Here is a 16,053-nt window from a genome sequence, read left to right as displayed (position 1 = left end):
CCCGGCTCAAGGCCGGGACGACAGCGAATGTGACGAACGGCCATTGGCTCCCATTGCCCGTGTCCCCCACGCCACGACCGCGACGAATGACAAAGCGCCACAGCTAATCGCCCCCTATCCAGCGTGGACATCGCCGGCATAACCGGCTGAAATGCCGCCGGGGCCGCCGGGTGGTTTTGGTTCATGTCGTTGCAGTTCAGGCTTGCGTCGCGAAACCTGTTCCATGACAGGCTGCGCTTCGTCGCGACCGTCATCGGCATCATCTTTTCGATCGTGCTGGTGACCGTGCAGATGGGGCTCTATGTCGGCTTCCGCCGCATGGTCACGACGATGATCGACCATGCCCCGGCGCAGCTCTGGATCATGCCGGTCGGCACCAAATGTTTCGAGGATCCCTCGCTGCTCGACGAGCGGCAGCGGTTCCGGGCGCTCGCGGTTCCCGGCGTTGCGGAAGCCACGCCCCTCGTCATCGGCTATGCGCAATGGCGGTTGCCGCAGGGCACCACGACGCCGGTGTTCGTCGTCGGCTCGGAGCTCCGCGGGCTCGGCCTGCATCCGTGGAACGTGGTCGAGGGCCGCCTCGACGACCTCTCGGTCCCCGGCGCGGTCGCAATCGACCAGACCTATTTCGAGCGGCTCGGCATTTCAGGCGTGGAGCAGACCGCCGAGCTGCGCGACCGCAAGGTGCAGGTGATGGCGGTGAGCAAGGGCATCCGCTCGTTCACGACCACACCTTACGTGTTCACCGACGTCGAGCGCGCGCGCAACTACACGGGAACGACGCCGAGCAAGGCCTCCTATCTGCTGGTTCGCTTGGCGCCCGACGCCGATCTCTGGAAGGTGCAGCAGGGCTTGCGCGACAGTCTGGGGAATGTCGAGGTGCTGACCGCGGCGGAGTTTCGCAACCGCAGCCGCTCGTTCTGGCTGTTCGGCACCGGCGCGGGCGCGGCGCTGTTCGCCGGCGCGCTGCTCGGGGTGATCGTCGGCACGGTCATCGTGGCGCAGACGCTGTATTCGAGCACCAAGGACCACATCAACGAATTCGCCACCCTGCGCGCGATCGGCTCGTCCAGCCGCTACATCTACACGGTCATCATCTGGCAGGCGCTGCTCAGCGCGATCGTCGGCTTCGCCGGCGCCGCCGGCATCGGCAAGATCGTCGCGGCCGCGACCGCGGAGTCGGCGCTGCCGGTGATCATGACGCCGGCGCTGACGGTGGCGCTGTTCCTGCTGACGGTGACGATGTGCGTGGGCTCGGCGATCGCGGCGATCGTCAAGGTGATGCGCATCGATCCGGCGATGGTGTTCTCGCGATGAGCGACATCGTGCTCGAGGCCACCGATCTCGTCCATTACCTCGGCCAGGGCGCCGGCCGGGTGCAGGCGCTGAAGGGCGTGAGTCTGGCGTTGAAGGGCGGCGAGCTGGTGCTGCTGATGGGCCCCTCGGGCAGCGGAAAAACAACCTTGCTGTCGATCCTCGGCTGCCTGATGACGCCGGATGCCGGCACGGTGAAGGTCGCAGGCCAAGCCGTCGCCGGACTGGATGCGGAGGCGCTGGCAAAGCTCCGGCGCGAGCGCATCGGCTTCATCTTCCAGTCCTATCATCTGTTCCCGACGCTCAATGCCGAGGACAATGTGCGGCTCGCGCTCGACGTCCGCGGCGGGCGCGCGCGGGCGGCCAAGCTGGCCTCACGCGAGGTGCTGGCCACCGTCGGCCTTGGCCACAAGCGCAAATCGCTGCCGCGCGAGCTCTCCGGCGGCGAGCAGCAGCGCGTCGCGATCGCGCGCGCGATCGTCGGCAAGACGCAGGTGATCCTTGCTGATGAGCCGACCGGCGCGCTCGACACCGCCAACGGCCAGGCGATCATGACGCTGCTCGCTGATATCGCCAAGGATCCGTCGCGCGCCGTTCTTGTCGTGACACATGATCCGCGCATCCTGCCGTTCGCCAGCCGCGTCGTGCATATCGAGGATGGCCGGATCGTCCGCGAGGAGGCTGTGACAGACTCGATGAAGAAGGTCTCGAACGCATGAACAAGTCCGGTCGCGCTCACCATGCCGTCGCGCTGCTGCTGGCCATGTCGACCGCGCTCGCGATCGCGCCACGGGTCATCTTGGAGGCGCGCGCCGCGAACGCCCAGGAGGAGCGCTGGCTCGCGGTCGCGCCCGGCCGCGTCGAACCGGCCTCCGGCCTGATCAAGCTCGGCGCGCCCGTCGTCGGCGCGATTCAGGAGGTGCTGGTGAAGCCCGGCGACACCGTGTTTGCCGGCCAGGCGCTGGTGCGGCTCTCCGACGCCGAGGCGCGCGCCCAGCTCGCCAGCGCCGAGGCGCAGGCCGCGATGCGCAAGCGCGTGCGCAACAAGGAATCGACGCCATCCGGCGCCGGGCCACGGCGACGCGCCGAAGATGGTGTGGCTGATGCGCAGGCGGCGGTGTTCGACGCCCGCATCGCGCTCGACAAGGCGATCGCCGAGCGACGCGCCGGGCGCGGTGCCGATAGCGATGTCGAGGCCACCAGGACACAGCTCACGAACGCGCAGACCAAGCTGGATCAGCAGACCGACGAACTGCGCAAAATCACCGCCGACGCGCCGCTGCCGATCAGCGCCGAGGGCCAGCTCAATGTCGCCCGCAGCGAGCTGCAGGCGGCGCGCGCCGGCTTGGAGAAGCTCACGCTGCGCGCACCGCTCGACGGCACCGTGCTGCAGGTCAACGCGCGCGCCGGCGAGATCGCCGCGCCGCAATCAACACAGCCGCTGGTGCTGCTCGGCGACATGTCGTCCTTGCGGGTGCGCGCCGAGCTCGACCAGCGCGACCTCGACAAGATCAAGCCGGGCCAGCAGGCCGTCGTCCGCTCCGACGCCTTCCGCGGCCGTGACGTGGCCGGCAAGGTCGCGTCGGTCGCGCCGCTGGTGGAAAGCAGCCGCGCGGCGGCGCTCAGCCAGCGCAACATGACGGACGTGGATGTGGTCGAGGTGCTGGTGGATCTCGCCGAGCCCGGGCCGTTCGCGGTGGGCATGAAGGTCGATGTCTATTTCAAGCCGTGAGGGACGGCTGCCGACGAGCTGATCAGCCCCGCACGTTCTTCTGCATCCTGGCCATTGCGACCCCGTCGCGCGCCAGCTGATCGGCGCGTTCGTTCTCGGGGTGGCCGGCGTGGCCCTTGACCCAGTGCCAATTGACCTTGTGCGGCTTCAGCGCGGCGTCGAGGCGCTGCCAGAGCTCGGCGTTCTTGACCGGCTTCTTGTCGGCGGTCTTCCAGCCGTTGCGCTTCCAGCCATGGATCCAGCCGGTGATGCCCTGCCGGACATATTGGCTGTCGGTGTAGAGCTCGACCTGGCACGACTTCTTCAGCGCCTCCAGCGCCGAGATCGCGGCCATCAGCTCCATGCGATTGTTTGTCGTGTGCGGCTCGCCGCCTTTGAGCTCTTTTTCCTTGTCGCCGAAGCGCAGGATCGCGCCCCAGCCGCCGGGGCCGGGATTGCCCGAGCAGGCGCCGTCGGTGAAGATGCTGACGACCGGAAGCTCGCTCATGCCGATGCTCCAATGCCGTAGTCGCGCGCGCTCGTCACCCCCTGGTGGAAGCGCAGCTTGCGGACATATTCGAGCGGGTCCTTCGGCTTCACCAGCGCACCCGCGGGCACGTTGAGCCAATCGACCAGCCGCGTCAGCAGGAAGCGGATCGCCGCACCCCGCGCGAGCAGCGGCAGCGCCTCCAGCTCCGCCTCCGACAGCGGCCGCGCACGGCCATAGGCGTTGAAGAAGGCGCGCGCCTTGGTGACGTTGAGCGAATGATCGGCCTCGAAGCACCAGGCGTTCAGGCAGATCGCGACGTCATAGGCGAGGATGTCGTTGCAGGAGAACGGGAAGTCGATCAGCCCGGACAAATGATCGCCAAGGAAGAACACGTTGTCCGGAAACAGGTCGGCGTGAATGACGCCTTCCGGCAGATGCATCGGCCAGGCGCGCGCGAGATGATCGAGCTCGGTCGACAGCAGCGCCGAAAGTCCAGCCTGCACCGTATCGGCGCGATCGGCGGCCTGGGCGAACAGTGACTGCCAGCCGGACACCGAGAGCGGGTTCTTGCGCACCATCGGGAAGTCGCGGCCGGCGAGATGCATCCGGGCCAATGCCTCGCCGACACCGGCGCAATGCACGACGCTCGGCTTGCGCGGCCACATGCCCTCGAGAAAGTTGATGATCGCCGCCGGCCGGCCCGACAGGCTGGAATACACCGCGCCGTCGCGGTTGCGCGCGGGCTGCGGACAGCTGACGCCGCGCTCGGCGAGATGCGCCATCAGGCCGAGGAAATACGGCAGGTCGTCCACCGCCACGCGCTTCTCATAAAGCGTGAGGATGTAGGAGCCCTTGGTCGTGTGCAGCAGGAAGTTGGAGTTCTCGACGCCCTCGGCGATGCCCTTGTAGGAGAGCAGCTCGCCGATGTCGTAGGTCTTGAGGAAATCCGCAAGCTCGTCGGCGGCGACATCGGTGTAGACCGCCATGCGCTATCCCAGTGATCGAAGTTCGCCTGCCCCGCCTTTCCGATGCGAACTTCATCATCGGACAGGCCCGTTGGCGCCCTTCATCGCGCATGCGGACGCCGCGTTCAAGGCCGATGGGCCGCCAGGGGTGGAAAAGACGGCGGCCGATTTACTCGGCAGCCGCTTCCGGACGCAGCGAGCGCGGCAGCGGGAAGAACTCGTTCTCCTCGGCCGCCGAGACGGTCTCGACATGCAGCACGTAGCGCTCGGCAAACGCGCCCATGATCTCCTCGACGATCACCTCGGGGGCCGAGGCGCCGGCGGTGATGCCGAGGCTCTTGATGCCCTCGAAGCGGGTCCAGTCGATGTCCGAGGCGCGCTGGGCCAGCACCGCAATCGGGCAGCCCTCGCGCTCGGCGACCTCGCGCAGGCGCTGCGAGTTCGACGAGTTTGGCGCGCCGACCACGATCAGCGCGTCGACCACTGGCGCCACCTTCTTCACCGCCAGCTGGCGGTTGGTGGTGGCGTAGCAGATGTCTTCCTTGTGCGGGCCCGAGATGTTCGGGAAACGGCCCTTCAGCACCGCGACGATGTCGGCGGTATCGTCGATCGACAGCGTGGTCTGGGTCACGAAGGCGAGGTTGTTGGGGTCCTTCGGGGTGAAGGTCGCGGCATCTTCGGCGGTCTCGATCAGGGTCACGGCGCCCGGCGGGAGCTGGCCGACGGTGCCGACCACCTCCGGATGGTGGGAATGACCGATCAGCAGGATCTCGCGGCCGCGCTTGAAATGGATCGCGGCCTCGCGGTGCACCTTGGTGACCAGCGGGCAGGTCGCGTCGAGCGAGAAGAAATTGCGCGCCTGGGCCTCGGCCGGAACCGATTTCGGCACGCCATGGGCGGAAAAGACCACCGGTGCGTTGGTACTGTCGGGGATCTCGGCCAGCTCCTCGACGAAGATCGCGCCCTTGGTCTTCAGGCTATCGACGACGTATTTGTTGTGCACGATCTCGTGGCGGACATAGACCGGGGCGCCATAGATGGCGAGCGCCCGTTCCACGGTGTCGATGGCGCGGACCACGCCGGCGCAGAAGCCGCGCGGCGAGCAAAGCACGATTTTCAGGTCTGGTTTGGCTGCCATGGGCGGGTCTGAGCTGATCTGTGCGGGCTTGTTGCGGCGACCGAGGCACCCCGGGCCGGCAAGCGGGGGCGGTCGAAACGTCACGGCTTCGAGCTAGAACTCGTTTGAATAGGACTTGGGACTGCTTTCGAGCGCTGTCAAGGCCGTTTTCGCCAGGCCATTGCGCCCCGCCCCCGGGACGGCTTATATAGGGCGAATTCCCCGTCATCGCCGATGACCGCAGGTTTCGCCTCCCAGGACCGGGGCGGAGCACAAAGGAGATTTGCCATGAGCAACGCCCCGCTGATGCCGAAGGCAACTGCCGTGTGGCTGGTCGACAATACCGCGCTGACCTTCGACCAGGTCGCCGATTTTACCAAGATGCACCCGCTGGAGGTACGCGCCATTGCCGACGGCGACGCCGCCCAGGGCATCAAGGGCATGGACCCGATCTCGACCGGCCAGCTCACCCGCGAGGAGATCGAGAAGGCCGAGCGCGACCCGAATTACCGCCTGCGGCTCCAGGAGAGCAAGGTCGTGCTGCCGCCGCAGCCGAAGCGCAAGGGTCCGCGCTACACCCCGGTGTCGCGCCGCCATGAACGCCCGAGCGCCATTCTCTGGCTGGTGCGGAACCATCCCGAGCTCAAGGACGCGCAGATCATGCGCCTGGTCGGCACCACCAAGACCACCATCGCCAGCGTCCGCGACCGCACCCATTGGAACGCTCAGACGCTGACGCCGATGGATCCGGTAACTCTGGGCCTGTGCTCGCAGATCGAACTGGACTTCGAGGTGCAGCGCGCCGCCAAGGAAAAGCCGCTCGACGCCAATTACAGCGGCGCCACCCTGCTGCCGGCGTCCGAGACCACCCGCAAGGACGAGTACGAGCCCGCCGGCCGCGACGAGGACGACCTCAACGTCGACGCCGTGTTCGCCAAGCTCAAGACCATCGGCGGCAAGAAGCACGACGAGGACGAGGAGTAGGACGCAAGAAGCGTCCTTTTCTCGGGTCGATTCACAGGCGCCCGCCCGACTCTCGGTGTCGTCCCTGCGAACGCAGGGACCCATAACCACCGGCTCGCGTAACGGCCCAGCCGGTTGTGACTCAGCGCCTCGTTCCTCACTCCCGCTGCGGCGTATGGGTCCCGGCTCAAGGCCGGGACGACGGCGGTGGGGAGGCGAGAGCTCCCGTCAAACTCATAGGGTCGCAGCGGAAAACCTCCCAAAAAAATGGCGCCGGGGATGCCGGCGCCATCATAGTCTTGGGAGGAACGCGACCAATCAGAACTTGTAGGTGACGCCGGCGCCGACCAGCCACGGGTCGATGTTGGCGCGTCCCGAGATCGGAATGGCGCCGTTGACGGTGGCCGAATAGTTCGGCTGCAGCCACAGCTTCTTGACGTCGACGTTCAGGCCCCAATGCTTGTCGAGCATGTAGTCGAAGCCGAACTGGACCGCGCCGCCCCATTGGTTCGAGATGTGCAGGTTGGTCACGGCGAGACCGTTGAACGCCTGGTTGGCGGCGCTCTGGTTGAAGAACACCGTGTAGTTCACGCCGGCGCCGATATAGGGCTTGAAGGCGCCGAAATCGGTGAAGTGATATTGCAGCGTCAGCGTAGGCGGCAGCAGCGTGGCCTTGCCGATATTGAGGCCATCCAGCGTGCCGGTGCCGCTGATCGAGTGGCGGGTCACGCCCAGGATCAGCTCGGCGGCGATGTTCTTGGTGAAGAAGTAGCTGATGTCGAGCTCGGGCACGGCCTGATTGGAAATCTTCAGGCCCGAATTCGGCGACGACAGCGCCGGCACACCGGTCACGTTCACGCTGGACCCCCCGGCATCCGGCAGCACGCCGAGCGCGCGAACGCGGATCATCCAGGGATTCCAGGCTTCGACCACCGGCGCCTTGGCATAGACCGGCGCGGCCGGCAGGTCGGCTGCCCGCGCAGAGCCCATCGCTCCGCAGATCGCCGCCAGCACCAGCATCGAAGACGAGAGTTGGAAGGTTCTATTCATCGAGGTCCCCATAGCCACACTTGAGCTGCACTTCCGCTCAATTCGCGCAGGCCAGCCGCGCTCTTGCGGTCACAGATGTGGCAGGGACGCCATCGCGTTGGATTTGATCTCAATCAATCGGCGTTGTTGCAGCGCCGATGTCGCCAAACTGTTGCATTGGCGACACGCGCCATGAGAGGCGGTTGCAGTCGCGCTCAGGGGCGATCGGGATGGTTCATCATGTATTCGCCGAGATCGCGCTGCCGGCGATCGGCGCGCGCCTCGGCGCGCTGCCGCTGCACGTCGCGATCCTTGCGACAGGCGACATACTCCGAGGAGCCCGGCGCAACCTTGCCGCCGGCCTGGCAGACCGCATCGTCATCATCATTGCCGAGCGCCACCGCGGCGCCCTGATTCCGGGAGGCGCAGGCGGTGAGCGAAAGCGCGGCCATCAGCACCAGGGCGAAGCGGGCGGAGGTCTGTCGCATCGAGCGGTCCATTCTCGTCAATCGGGCAGTCCGAAGCCGTTGCTTGACGGCAATGGAGGCCGGGGTCAAGCCCGGGTGGATGAGGCAGAAGGAATGTCGGCGCGGGGATGTCGGTGCGCTCCCTCTCCCCGTTCTTCACGGGGAGAGGGTTGGGGTGAGGGGCAGCCACGAGCACCGACCGTGCGGAGAGCCCCCCTCACCCGGATTGCATCTGCGATGCAATCCGGCCTCTCCCCGCACGCGGGGAGAGGCTGGCGCGCGCATGTGGAGGGCGCAGAGTCCTCTCAGGAAGCGATGTCCAATGTCTAGGCGCATCTCGGCTCCTCACCCAGAGGCGCCCGCCGGAGGCGGGCGTCTCGGGCGAGGCCGCACTGTGGCCTCATGGTTCGAGACGCGCCTTACGGCGCTCCTCACCATGAGGTTCTGGCACCGAAGGGGGTCCTGCACACCGACCATGAACACGCCGAAAGGCGTGTTCATGGCGAGGGTGGAGCGCGAGCCACGCCACGACGATGAGCAGCGCAACGCTACACCCGGCTCTTCAGCGCCTCGCCGATCTCCTCGAGCACCTTGGGGTCCTCGATCGTGGCCGGCATGCTCCACTGCTCGCCGTCGGCGATCTTCTTGATGGTGCCGCGCAGGATCTTGCCGGAGCGCGTCTTCGGCAGCCGGCCGACGGTGATGGCGAGCTTGAACGCCGCCACGGGACCGAGCTTGTCGCGCACCAGCGCCACGATCTCCTTCTCGATCACCGACGGGCTGCGTGAGACGCCGGCCTTCAGCACGATGAAGCCGCAGGGCACCTCGCCCTTGATCGCATCCTTGATGCCGAGCACGGCACACTCCGCGACATCGGGATGCGACGCCAGGATCTCCTCCATGCCGCCGGTCGAGAGGCGGTGCCCGGCGACGTTGATGATATCGTCGGTGCGTCCCATCACGAAGACGTAGCCGTCCTCGTCCTTGTAGCCGGCGTCGGAGGTTTTGTAGTAGCCGGGGAATTCGCTGAGGTAGGATTCCTTGAAGCGATCCTCCTGCTGCCAAAGTGTCGGCAGGCAGCCCGGCGGCATCGGCAGCTTGATCACGATCGAGCCCATGGTGTTGACGGGCACGGGCTTCGCTGCCTCGTCGACGATGTCGACCTGATAGCCCGGCATCGGCACCGTCGGCGAGCCATGCTTGACCGGCAAGAGACCGAGGCCGACCGGATTGCCGGCGATGCACCAGCCGGTCTCGGTCTGCCACCAATGGTCGATCACCGGCACCTTGAGCTGCTGCTCGGCCCATTCCACCGTCGGCGGATCGGCGCGCTCGCCGGCCAGGAACAGCGTGCGGAACTGCGACAGATCATATTTGCGCAGCAGCGTGCCGTCCGGATCCTCCTTGCGGATGGCGCGGAAGGCGGTGGGCGCGGTGAACAGTGCCACCGCCTTGTGGTCCGCGATGACGCGCCAGAACGCGCCGGCATCGGGCGTGCCGACCGGCTTGCCCTCATACATCACCGAGGTCGCGCCATGGATCAGCGGCCCGTAGATGATGTAGCTGTGGCCGACGACCCATCCGATGTCGGAGCCGCACCACCAGACTTCGCCCGGCTTGATGCCGTAGAGATTCTCCATCGACCATTTCAGCGCGACGAGATGCCCGCCATTGTCGCGCACGACGCCCTTCGGCTTGCCGGTGGTGCCTGAGGTGTAGAGGATATAGAGCGGATCGGTCGCGAGCACGGGCACGCAAGGCGCGAGCTTGCCGTTGGCGAGCGCGGATTTGCGCAGCGCCGCCCAATCGTAGTCGCGGCCGGGCTTGAGCTCGCAGACATGCTCGGGGCGCTGCAGGATGATGCAGGCCTTCGGCCTGTAGTCGGCCAGCTCGATCGCCTGGTCGAGCAGCGGCTTGTATTGCACGATGCGGCCGGGCTCGATGCCGCAGCTCGCCGACAGCACGAGCTTCGGCGTCGCGTCGTCGATGCGGGTCGCGAGCTCCTTGGCCGCGAAGCCGCCGAACACCACCGAATGCACCGCGCCGATGCGCGCGCAGGCGAGCATCGCGACCATCGCCTCCGGCACCATCGGCATATAGAGGATGACGCGGTCGCCCTTGGCCACGCCGAAATCCTGCATGATGGCGGCGAGCGTCTGCACCTCCTTCAGCATCTCGGCGTAGGTGATCCGCGTGACGGAGTTCGTCAGCGGCGAATCATGGATCAGCGCCAGCTGCTCGCCGCGGCCGGCGGCGACGTGGCGATCGAGCGCGTTGTAGCAGGTATTGACCACGGCGCCGGCAAACCACCGGCCATAGGCCCCCATCGACGGATCGAACACCTTCTTGGCCGGCTCGATCCAGTCGATCGCGCGGGCGGCCTCGGCCCAGAACCCTTCCGGATCCTGCAGCGACCGGGCATGGACCTCGTGATAGCGGCTCGCAGCGCTCATGACGTTTCCCCAAGATCTGTGTTTATTCCCGACTATTGTCCGGGACAAAGCGACAGTTCAAGCCGTCATGAATTGATCCAGATCAGCCGGCAGCGTGAGGGCCGATCATTTTCCGACGCGGAAAACGAGGCGGGGCGCCGCCTAGACAAAGGTCGTAGCCAGTCCGAGGGACAGAGCACCAGCACTGAATCCCCCGTCGCGCGTCGCCGTCTGCAGGCGGGAGCATTGCGCGTACCGATCCGGCGCTTCGCGTTGGCGGCAGTGGCTAGTAGCCGTCGGGGCCGTTCAATTGTCGCAGGCGATCCTGCATCGATCTTTTCAGATTATAGCCGTTTCGGCCAAAATCAGCATTGCGCCGCGCGATGAAGGCGTCCTGCTCACGCTGCCGCGCACGGGCCGCCGCCGGCCCCGGCGCCTCGCGAACGAGCCGTGCATGCGAGCCGTCGATCTCGCGATCGAGATTGGCGAGTTCCGGATCGGCGCAGATCGCCTTCTCCACCGCGCGCCGCGCCGTCGCGCAATTGAAGCTCGGCCGACCGGCGACCGCCATTTGCGCGCCGAGACGCTCGAGCTCGACGGCGAGGTCATGATAGTTGCTGCGCGCGGCGACGTGGTCCGGGTTGAGCCGCAGCGCCGCGGCGAAATCGGCCAGCGCTTTGGGGCGGTCGCCCTTCTTCCGATACAGCTCGCCTCGCGCGTTGAAGATGTTGGCGAGCGTCGGATCGAGCTGCAGGGCGACGCCATAGTCGGCGATGGCGCGATCGGCCTCTCCCCTGACGATGAAGATCGAGGCGCGCGCGATCAGCGCATTGATGCGATCGCTCTTCGGAGCCTTGGGGTTGTCGATCAGCGCCCCGCATTCGGTGAGCACCTTGTCGCCGTCGCGCGCCTCGGACGCAGCGATGCAGGCGCTCGCATCGACCGCCGGCTCCTTGGCCGGCTCGGCCGCGCCGACGGCATGGGCCTCGACGGCCAGCAGGACCGACCAGGCTGTCAGCATGGTCAGGATGACCGCTCCCAGGCGGCTTGGCTGCATCGTCACATCCGGATCAAATCGCCCCTGCACGGATATGACGCAGCCGGCGCCGTGATGCAATCCGCCTAGGCTAGCTGCGGCAGGTGAGCCCGCCGTCGACCACCAGCGTGATGCCCGTGACGTATTTCGATTCATCGGAGGCCAGGAAGAGCGCGGCGTTGGCGACGTCGAAGGCGTCGCCCATGTGGCCCATCGGCACCTGCGCATCGCGCTTCTTCCACATCTCCTCGACATCGCCCTTGGCGTAGCTCGCGGCGAGGCCCGCGGAGTGCTCGACCATCGGCGTCTTCATCAGGCCGGGCAGGATCGCATTGACGCGAACGTGCTTCGGCGCGAACTCGACCGCGGTCGTGCGCGTCATCTGGTTCATCGCCGCCTTGCTCGCGCCGTAGCTGACATAGGAGATGCCGACCTGGCGGATCGAGGCGACCGAGGAGATGTTGATGATGGAGCCGCCGCCCTGCCCGGTCATGACGGGAATGACGTGCTTCATCGCGAGATAGGCGCTCTTGAGGTTGACCGCGAACACGCGGTCCCATTCTGCCTCCTCGACATCGACCACGCTGCCCATCTCGGCGATGCCGACATTGTTGTCGAGCACGTCGATGCGGCCATAGGCCGCAAGGCATGCCTTGACCATCGCCTCGACCTCGGCCGCTTTCGAAACCTCAGCCGTGTAGGCCGTGGCCTGACCGCCCTCGCCAGCAATGATCGCCGCCGTCTCGGCCGCGGCTTCCTTGTTGCGATCGACGCAGAACACTTTTGCGCCCTGCCGCGCGAAGGTCACCGCGGTCGCCTTGCCGTTGCCCCAGCCCGGTCCGATCGAGCCGGCGCCGACCACCAGCGCCACCTTGCCCTCGAGACGTCCCATCGCGTTCTCCCCGTTGTTCTATTTGTTGCAGGCGCTCATCGTGATCGTGGCGGCGCCGATGTCATGGCCGAAGATCTCCGAGATCGTGCGGCATTGTCCGTCCGAGCAGATCCGCCATTCGCCGGCCGCGCCGGAATTTGCGAGCACGATCCGCGACAGCGGCTCGCGCTCGACAGACCATTGATACCAGCCGTCGACCAGCCGCGCCTCCGGCGGCGGGTCCATGCCGGCACCGGAGCCTTTCACCCGCGCCTGGACCAGTTGCAGACCGTCTTCCGTGACGCGCCAATCCTCCTGCCACCCGGTCTTCTCGACCGAATGGGTCCAGGCCAAAGTGAAGCCGGCCAGCGCCAGCGCCTTCACCACGCCTGACGTCGCGAGACAGAGGCTCAAGCGGAGGCCACCACGGCCGCCGGCGGCCGCTGCCGCCACTGCCAGGCGACGATCAGGACGGCGAGCGTGAAGCCCAGCGCGTCGCTGTACGGGAACTCGCCGAGCAGGCAGATCGAGGCCACCAGCGACAGGACGCGCTCCACCAGCATCATGCGCGTGAACAGGAAGCCGATCGCGACCATGCCGAACAGCCCGATCGCGATCAGTGCCTTCACGGTGGCGTAGGTCACCGCCCCGAGGAAGCCGAGCTGCGCCTCCATCGGATCGCCGGCTTGCAGCATCAGCGCCGGCGAATAGACGAAGATGAAGGGGATGACGTAGCCGGCCAGCGCGATCCGCATCGCCTCCCAGCCGATCTTGTCCGGATTCTCCTTGGCGATCGGCGCGGCGGCGAGCGCGGCCAGCGCCACCGGCGGCGAGAGGTCGGCCATGATGCCGTAATAGAACGCGAACATGTGGCTCGCAATCAGGGGCACGCCGAGCTTGGCGAGCGCGGGCGCCGCCAGCGCGGCGGTGATGATGTAGGTCGGGATGGTCGGAATGCCGGTGCCGAGCAGGATCGACAGCAGCATGGTCATGATCAGCGCCGCGAACAGGCTGGTCTTGCCGAGGCCAATCACCCAGCTGCCGAAGATCGAGCCGACGCCGGTCTGGGTCATCATGCCGATGATGACGCCGACGATGGCGCAGGCCATGCCGACGGTGAGCGCCGACTTGGCGCTTTCGGCGAGCGAATCGCGGCAGGCGTGCAGCGTGGCCATGCCGCCGCGAACGAACGCAGTGATGACGACCAGCGCAACCACCACGGAGGCGACCGGCACGATCTGAAGACCGTTGCGCGAGAGCGCACCGACCACCAGCGCGAGCCCGATCCAGAACACGTAGCGCAGCACCTGGTTGGAGAAGCCCATCGTGATCGATGTGCCGAGGATCAGCGCCACGGTGAGCGCCAACCCCATCGAGCCCGCATAGAGCGGCGTGAAGCCCTCGAACAGCATGTAGACGAGAGCGGCGAGCGGCAGCACGAGGTACCAGCGCGCCACCAGGGCCTTCCAGGCGCTCGGAATCTCCGACGGCTTCATGCCGGTGAGGCCGTGCTTGCCGGCCTCCAGGTGGACCATCCAGAACGCGGAAGCAAAGTAGAGGATCGCCGGAATGACGGCGGCCTTGACGATCACCGAGTAGTCCACGCCGAGCGTCTCGGCCATGATGAAGGCGACCGCGCCCATCACCGGCGGCATGATCTGCCCGCCCATCGACGCCGTCGCCTCGACGCCGGCCGCGAAGGCGCGGCGGTAGCCGAACCGGATCATCAAGGGAATCGTGAACTGGCCGACGGTGACGACATTGGCGACGCCCGAGCCGGAGATCGTGCCCATCATGCCCGAGGCGAACACCGCGACCTTGGCCGGACCGCCGCGGGTGCGGCCGAACAGTCCGAGCGAGACGTCGGTGAACAGTTGGATCATCCCCGCATGTTCGAGGAACGAGCCGAACAGGATGAACAGGAAGATGTAGGTCGCCGAGACGTAGATCGGCACGCCGTAGAAGCCTTCGGTGCCGAACGACAAATGCGTGATGACCTGGTCGAAATCATAGCCGCGATGGTTGAGCGGCGCCGGCAGGTATTGGCCGAAGAACCAGTACAAGAGACAAGCGCCGCACATCAGCGGCAGCGCCAGGCCCATCAGCCGGCGCGTGCCCTCGAAGATGAGCACGGCGAGCAATGTTCCGACCACGAGATCGGCGCGCGTGGGATCACCGTCCCGGGCGATCAGGTCGGCGTAGAAGATCCACTGATACAGACCGCACAGGAAGCCCATGGCGCCGATCGCCCAGCCGGCGATGCGCCCGGCATCCGTCTTGGCGGTGAAATTGCCGATCAGGCCGAAGGTCAGCAGCAGCAGGAAGCCGACATGGACGCCGCGCACGACCTGGCTCGGCAGATAGTTGAAGGCGGCGACATAGAGCTGGAACAGCGCGAAAGCGAGACCGATGCCATAGGCGAGATAGCCCCAGCGGCCGGGGCCAAAACCTTCCGGGAAGCCGTGCTCGAAATTGTCGAACTCGACCTTCACGGGCGTTTCCATGTTCACGGCTTCGATCGTCATGATTCCCCCAGCGCGCCGCGAACCCGGCCGGCCCTTGGCGTCCCGCTTCAACGACAAGACTGCGCGGGAGGCTTCCCGCGCAGTCGGATGCAAACGAGCCGGCCCGCCGCGCGGTCCGGCCGCGCAGCGCCCTTATTTCAGGACGCCCTTTTCCTTGTAGTAGCGGATCGCGCCCGGATGCAGCGGGACGGGGCTATCCTGCGCCGCCGTCTCCAGCTTGATCTCCTTGCCGGCGGCATGCGCGTTGGCGAGCTCGGGCAGCGAGTCGAAGATCAGCTTGGTCATCTGGTAGGCGAGATCGTCGGACACCGCCGAGCTGGTGACGAGATAGTTGATCACCGCCGCGGTCGGCACGTCCTTGTCCTGGCCGGTATAGGTGTTGGCCGGGATCGTCGCAGCCACGAACGGCGCGCCGATCTTGTCGACGACCTCCTTCGGCACCGACACCACGGTGATCGGCGACGAGGTCGACAGGTCCTTCAGCGAGGCGACGCCGAGGCCCGCGGACTGCAAAGTCGCGCCGAGCTGCCGGTTCTTCATCAGGTCGACTGATTCCGCGAACGGCAGATACTCGACCTTGCCGAGATCCTTGTAGCTCATGCCGGCTGCGGCCAGGATCGCGCGCGAGTTCAGCTCCGTGCCGGACTTCGGCGCGCCGACCGACAGGCTCTTGCCCCTGAGGTCCGCCAGGGTCTTGATGCCGGACTCCGCCGTCGCGACGATCTGAATGTAGTTCGGATAGATCGCGCCGAGCGTGCGCAGCTTGTCCAGCTTGGTCTTGAAGCCGGCCTCCTCCTCGCCGTTCCAGGCGGATTTCAAGGAATCGCCGAGCGCGAAGGCGAGCTCGCCGCGGCCCTGCTGCAGCAGGATCAGGTTCTCGACCGAGGCCTTGGTCGCCTGCACCTGGGTCTTCACGTTCGGGATCTTGTCGCCGTAGATCTTCCCGATCGCGACGCCGAGCGGATAATACACGCCCGAGGTGCCGCCGGTGAGCACGTTGATGAAGCTCTGCGCCTGTGCCGCGGGGGCCGCGAGCAGACAGGCGGCGGCCAGGAACAATCCGGTTGCAGTGCACGACAATTTAAGGAAACGCATCGGTCCTCCCATTGATTTTGCCGGCAAATTGGACGGAT

General features: G+C 66.5%; 15 protein-coding genes. 4 read left to right on the top strand and 11 right to left on the bottom strand.

Translation table 11 applies throughout. The annotated features are described in order from the left end of the window. The first annotated feature begins 183 nt into the window (after positions 1-183). The 3 genes from ACVILH_RS11250 to ACVILH_RS11240 are packed head-to-tail and all read left to right on the top strand — an operon-like array spanning position 184 to position 3,046. Complete coding sequence (locus tag ACVILH_RS11250) at positions 184-1,317, top strand: ABC transporter permease (protein WP_456712952.1); 1,134 nt, start codon at positions 184-186, stop codon at positions 1,315-1,317. Then, complete coding sequence (locus ACVILH_RS11245; protein ID WP_456712951.1) at positions 1,314-2,033, top strand: ABC transporter ATP-binding protein; 720 nt, start codon at positions 1,314-1,316, stop codon at positions 2,031-2,033. Before ACVILH_RS11250 ends, ACVILH_RS11245 begins: the two co-directional genes overlap by 4 nt. After that, entirely contained in the window at positions 2,030-3,046 is a 1,017-nt protein-coding gene (locus tag ACVILH_RS11240) for an HlyD family secretion protein (protein ID WP_456712950.1), read from the top strand. Before ACVILH_RS11245 ends, ACVILH_RS11240 begins: the two co-directional genes overlap by 4 nt. Before the next feature lie 22 nt (positions 3,047-3,068). Here ACVILH_RS11240 and rnhA read toward each other — a convergent pair whose 3' ends face one another. From rnhA to ispH, 3 genes are all read right to left on the bottom strand, one after another. Next, positions 3,069-3,539 (bottom strand): ribonuclease HI, encoded by a 471-nt coding sequence (gene rnhA, locus ACVILH_RS11235; RefSeq protein WP_456716946.1) that lies wholly within the window; start codon positions 3,537-3,539, stop codon positions 3,069-3,071. Further along, positions 3,530-4,501 carry a homoserine kinase gene (locus tag ACVILH_RS11230; RefSeq protein WP_456712949.1) on the bottom strand — a complete coding sequence of 324 codons (972 nt, stop codon included), beginning with the start codon at positions 4,499-4,501 and terminating at the stop codon, positions 3,530-3,532. Before ACVILH_RS11230 ends, rnhA begins: the two co-directional genes overlap by 10 nt. A gap of 148 nt (positions 4,502-4,649) precedes the next feature. Then, positions 4,650-5,618: a 4-hydroxy-3-methylbut-2-enyl diphosphate reductase gene (ispH, locus tag ACVILH_RS11225; protein WP_456712948.1), complete on the bottom strand. Its 969-nt coding sequence runs from the start codon at positions 5,616-5,618 to the stop codon at positions 4,650-4,652. Between the two features lie 267 nt (positions 5,619-5,885). On the opposite strand from ispH, the gene ACVILH_RS11220 reads away from it, so the two are divergent. Continuing rightward, positions 5,886-6,581, top strand: coding sequence for a DUF1013 domain-containing protein (locus ACVILH_RS11220; protein ID WP_009030002.1), 696 nt, complete (start codon positions 5,886-5,888; stop codon positions 6,579-6,581). Positions 6,582-6,878: 297 nt separating this feature from the next. On the opposite strand, the gene ACVILH_RS11215 is transcribed toward ACVILH_RS11220, so the two are convergent. The 8 genes from ACVILH_RS11215 to ACVILH_RS11180 form a co-directional block, all read right to left on the bottom strand. Beyond that, the gene (locus tag ACVILH_RS11215; protein ID WP_456712947.1) at positions 6,879-7,610 is read right to left on the bottom strand and encodes an OmpW/AlkL family protein; all 732 of its coding nucleotides are present in this window, start codon (positions 7,608-7,610) and stop codon (positions 6,879-6,881) included. A 194-nt stretch (positions 7,611-7,804) separates the two neighbouring features. After that, on the bottom strand, positions 7,805-8,077 hold the full coding sequence (locus tag ACVILH_RS11210) for a hypothetical protein (protein ID WP_456712946.1): 273 nt from the start codon (positions 8,075-8,077) through the stop codon (positions 7,805-7,807). Positions 8,078-8,604: 527 nt separating this feature from the next. Next, on the bottom strand, positions 8,605-10,509 hold the full coding sequence (locus tag ACVILH_RS11205) for a propionyl-CoA synthetase (RefSeq protein ID WP_456712945.1): 1,905 nt from the start codon (positions 10,507-10,509) through the stop codon (positions 8,605-8,607). Between the two features lie 265 nt (positions 10,510-10,774). Next, positions 10,775-11,545: a tetratricopeptide repeat protein gene (locus tag ACVILH_RS11200; protein WP_456712944.1), complete on the bottom strand. Its 771-nt coding sequence runs from the start codon at positions 11,543-11,545 to the stop codon at positions 10,775-10,777. A 70-nt stretch (positions 11,546-11,615) separates the two neighbouring features. Next, positions 11,616-12,416 carry an SDR family NAD(P)-dependent oxidoreductase gene (locus ACVILH_RS11195; RefSeq protein WP_456712943.1) on the bottom strand — a complete coding sequence of 267 codons (801 nt, stop codon included), beginning with the start codon at positions 12,414-12,416 and terminating at the stop codon, positions 11,616-11,618. Positions 12,417-12,434: 18 nt separating this feature from the next. Then, positions 12,435-12,809 carry a DUF1850 domain-containing protein gene (locus tag ACVILH_RS11190; RefSeq protein ID WP_456712942.1) on the bottom strand — a complete coding sequence of 125 codons (375 nt, stop codon included), beginning with the start codon at positions 12,807-12,809 and terminating at the stop codon, positions 12,435-12,437. Beyond that, the gene (locus ACVILH_RS11185) at positions 12,806-14,899 is read right to left on the bottom strand and encodes a TRAP transporter permease (RefSeq protein WP_456716945.1); all 2,094 of its coding nucleotides are present in this window, start codon (positions 14,897-14,899) and stop codon (positions 12,806-12,808) included. Before ACVILH_RS11185 ends, ACVILH_RS11190 begins: the two co-directional genes overlap by 4 nt. A gap of 153 nt (positions 14,900-15,052) precedes the next feature. Further along, positions 15,053-16,015, bottom strand: coding sequence for a TAXI family TRAP transporter solute-binding subunit (locus tag ACVILH_RS11180; protein ID WP_456712941.1), 963 nt, complete (start codon positions 16,013-16,015; stop codon positions 15,053-15,055). Positions 16,016-16,053: the final 38 nt, after the last annotated feature.

This window comes from Bradyrhizobium sp. USDA 4353, from assembly GCF_054063215.1.
This window is presented reverse-complemented; position numbering and strand designations above follow the sequence as displayed.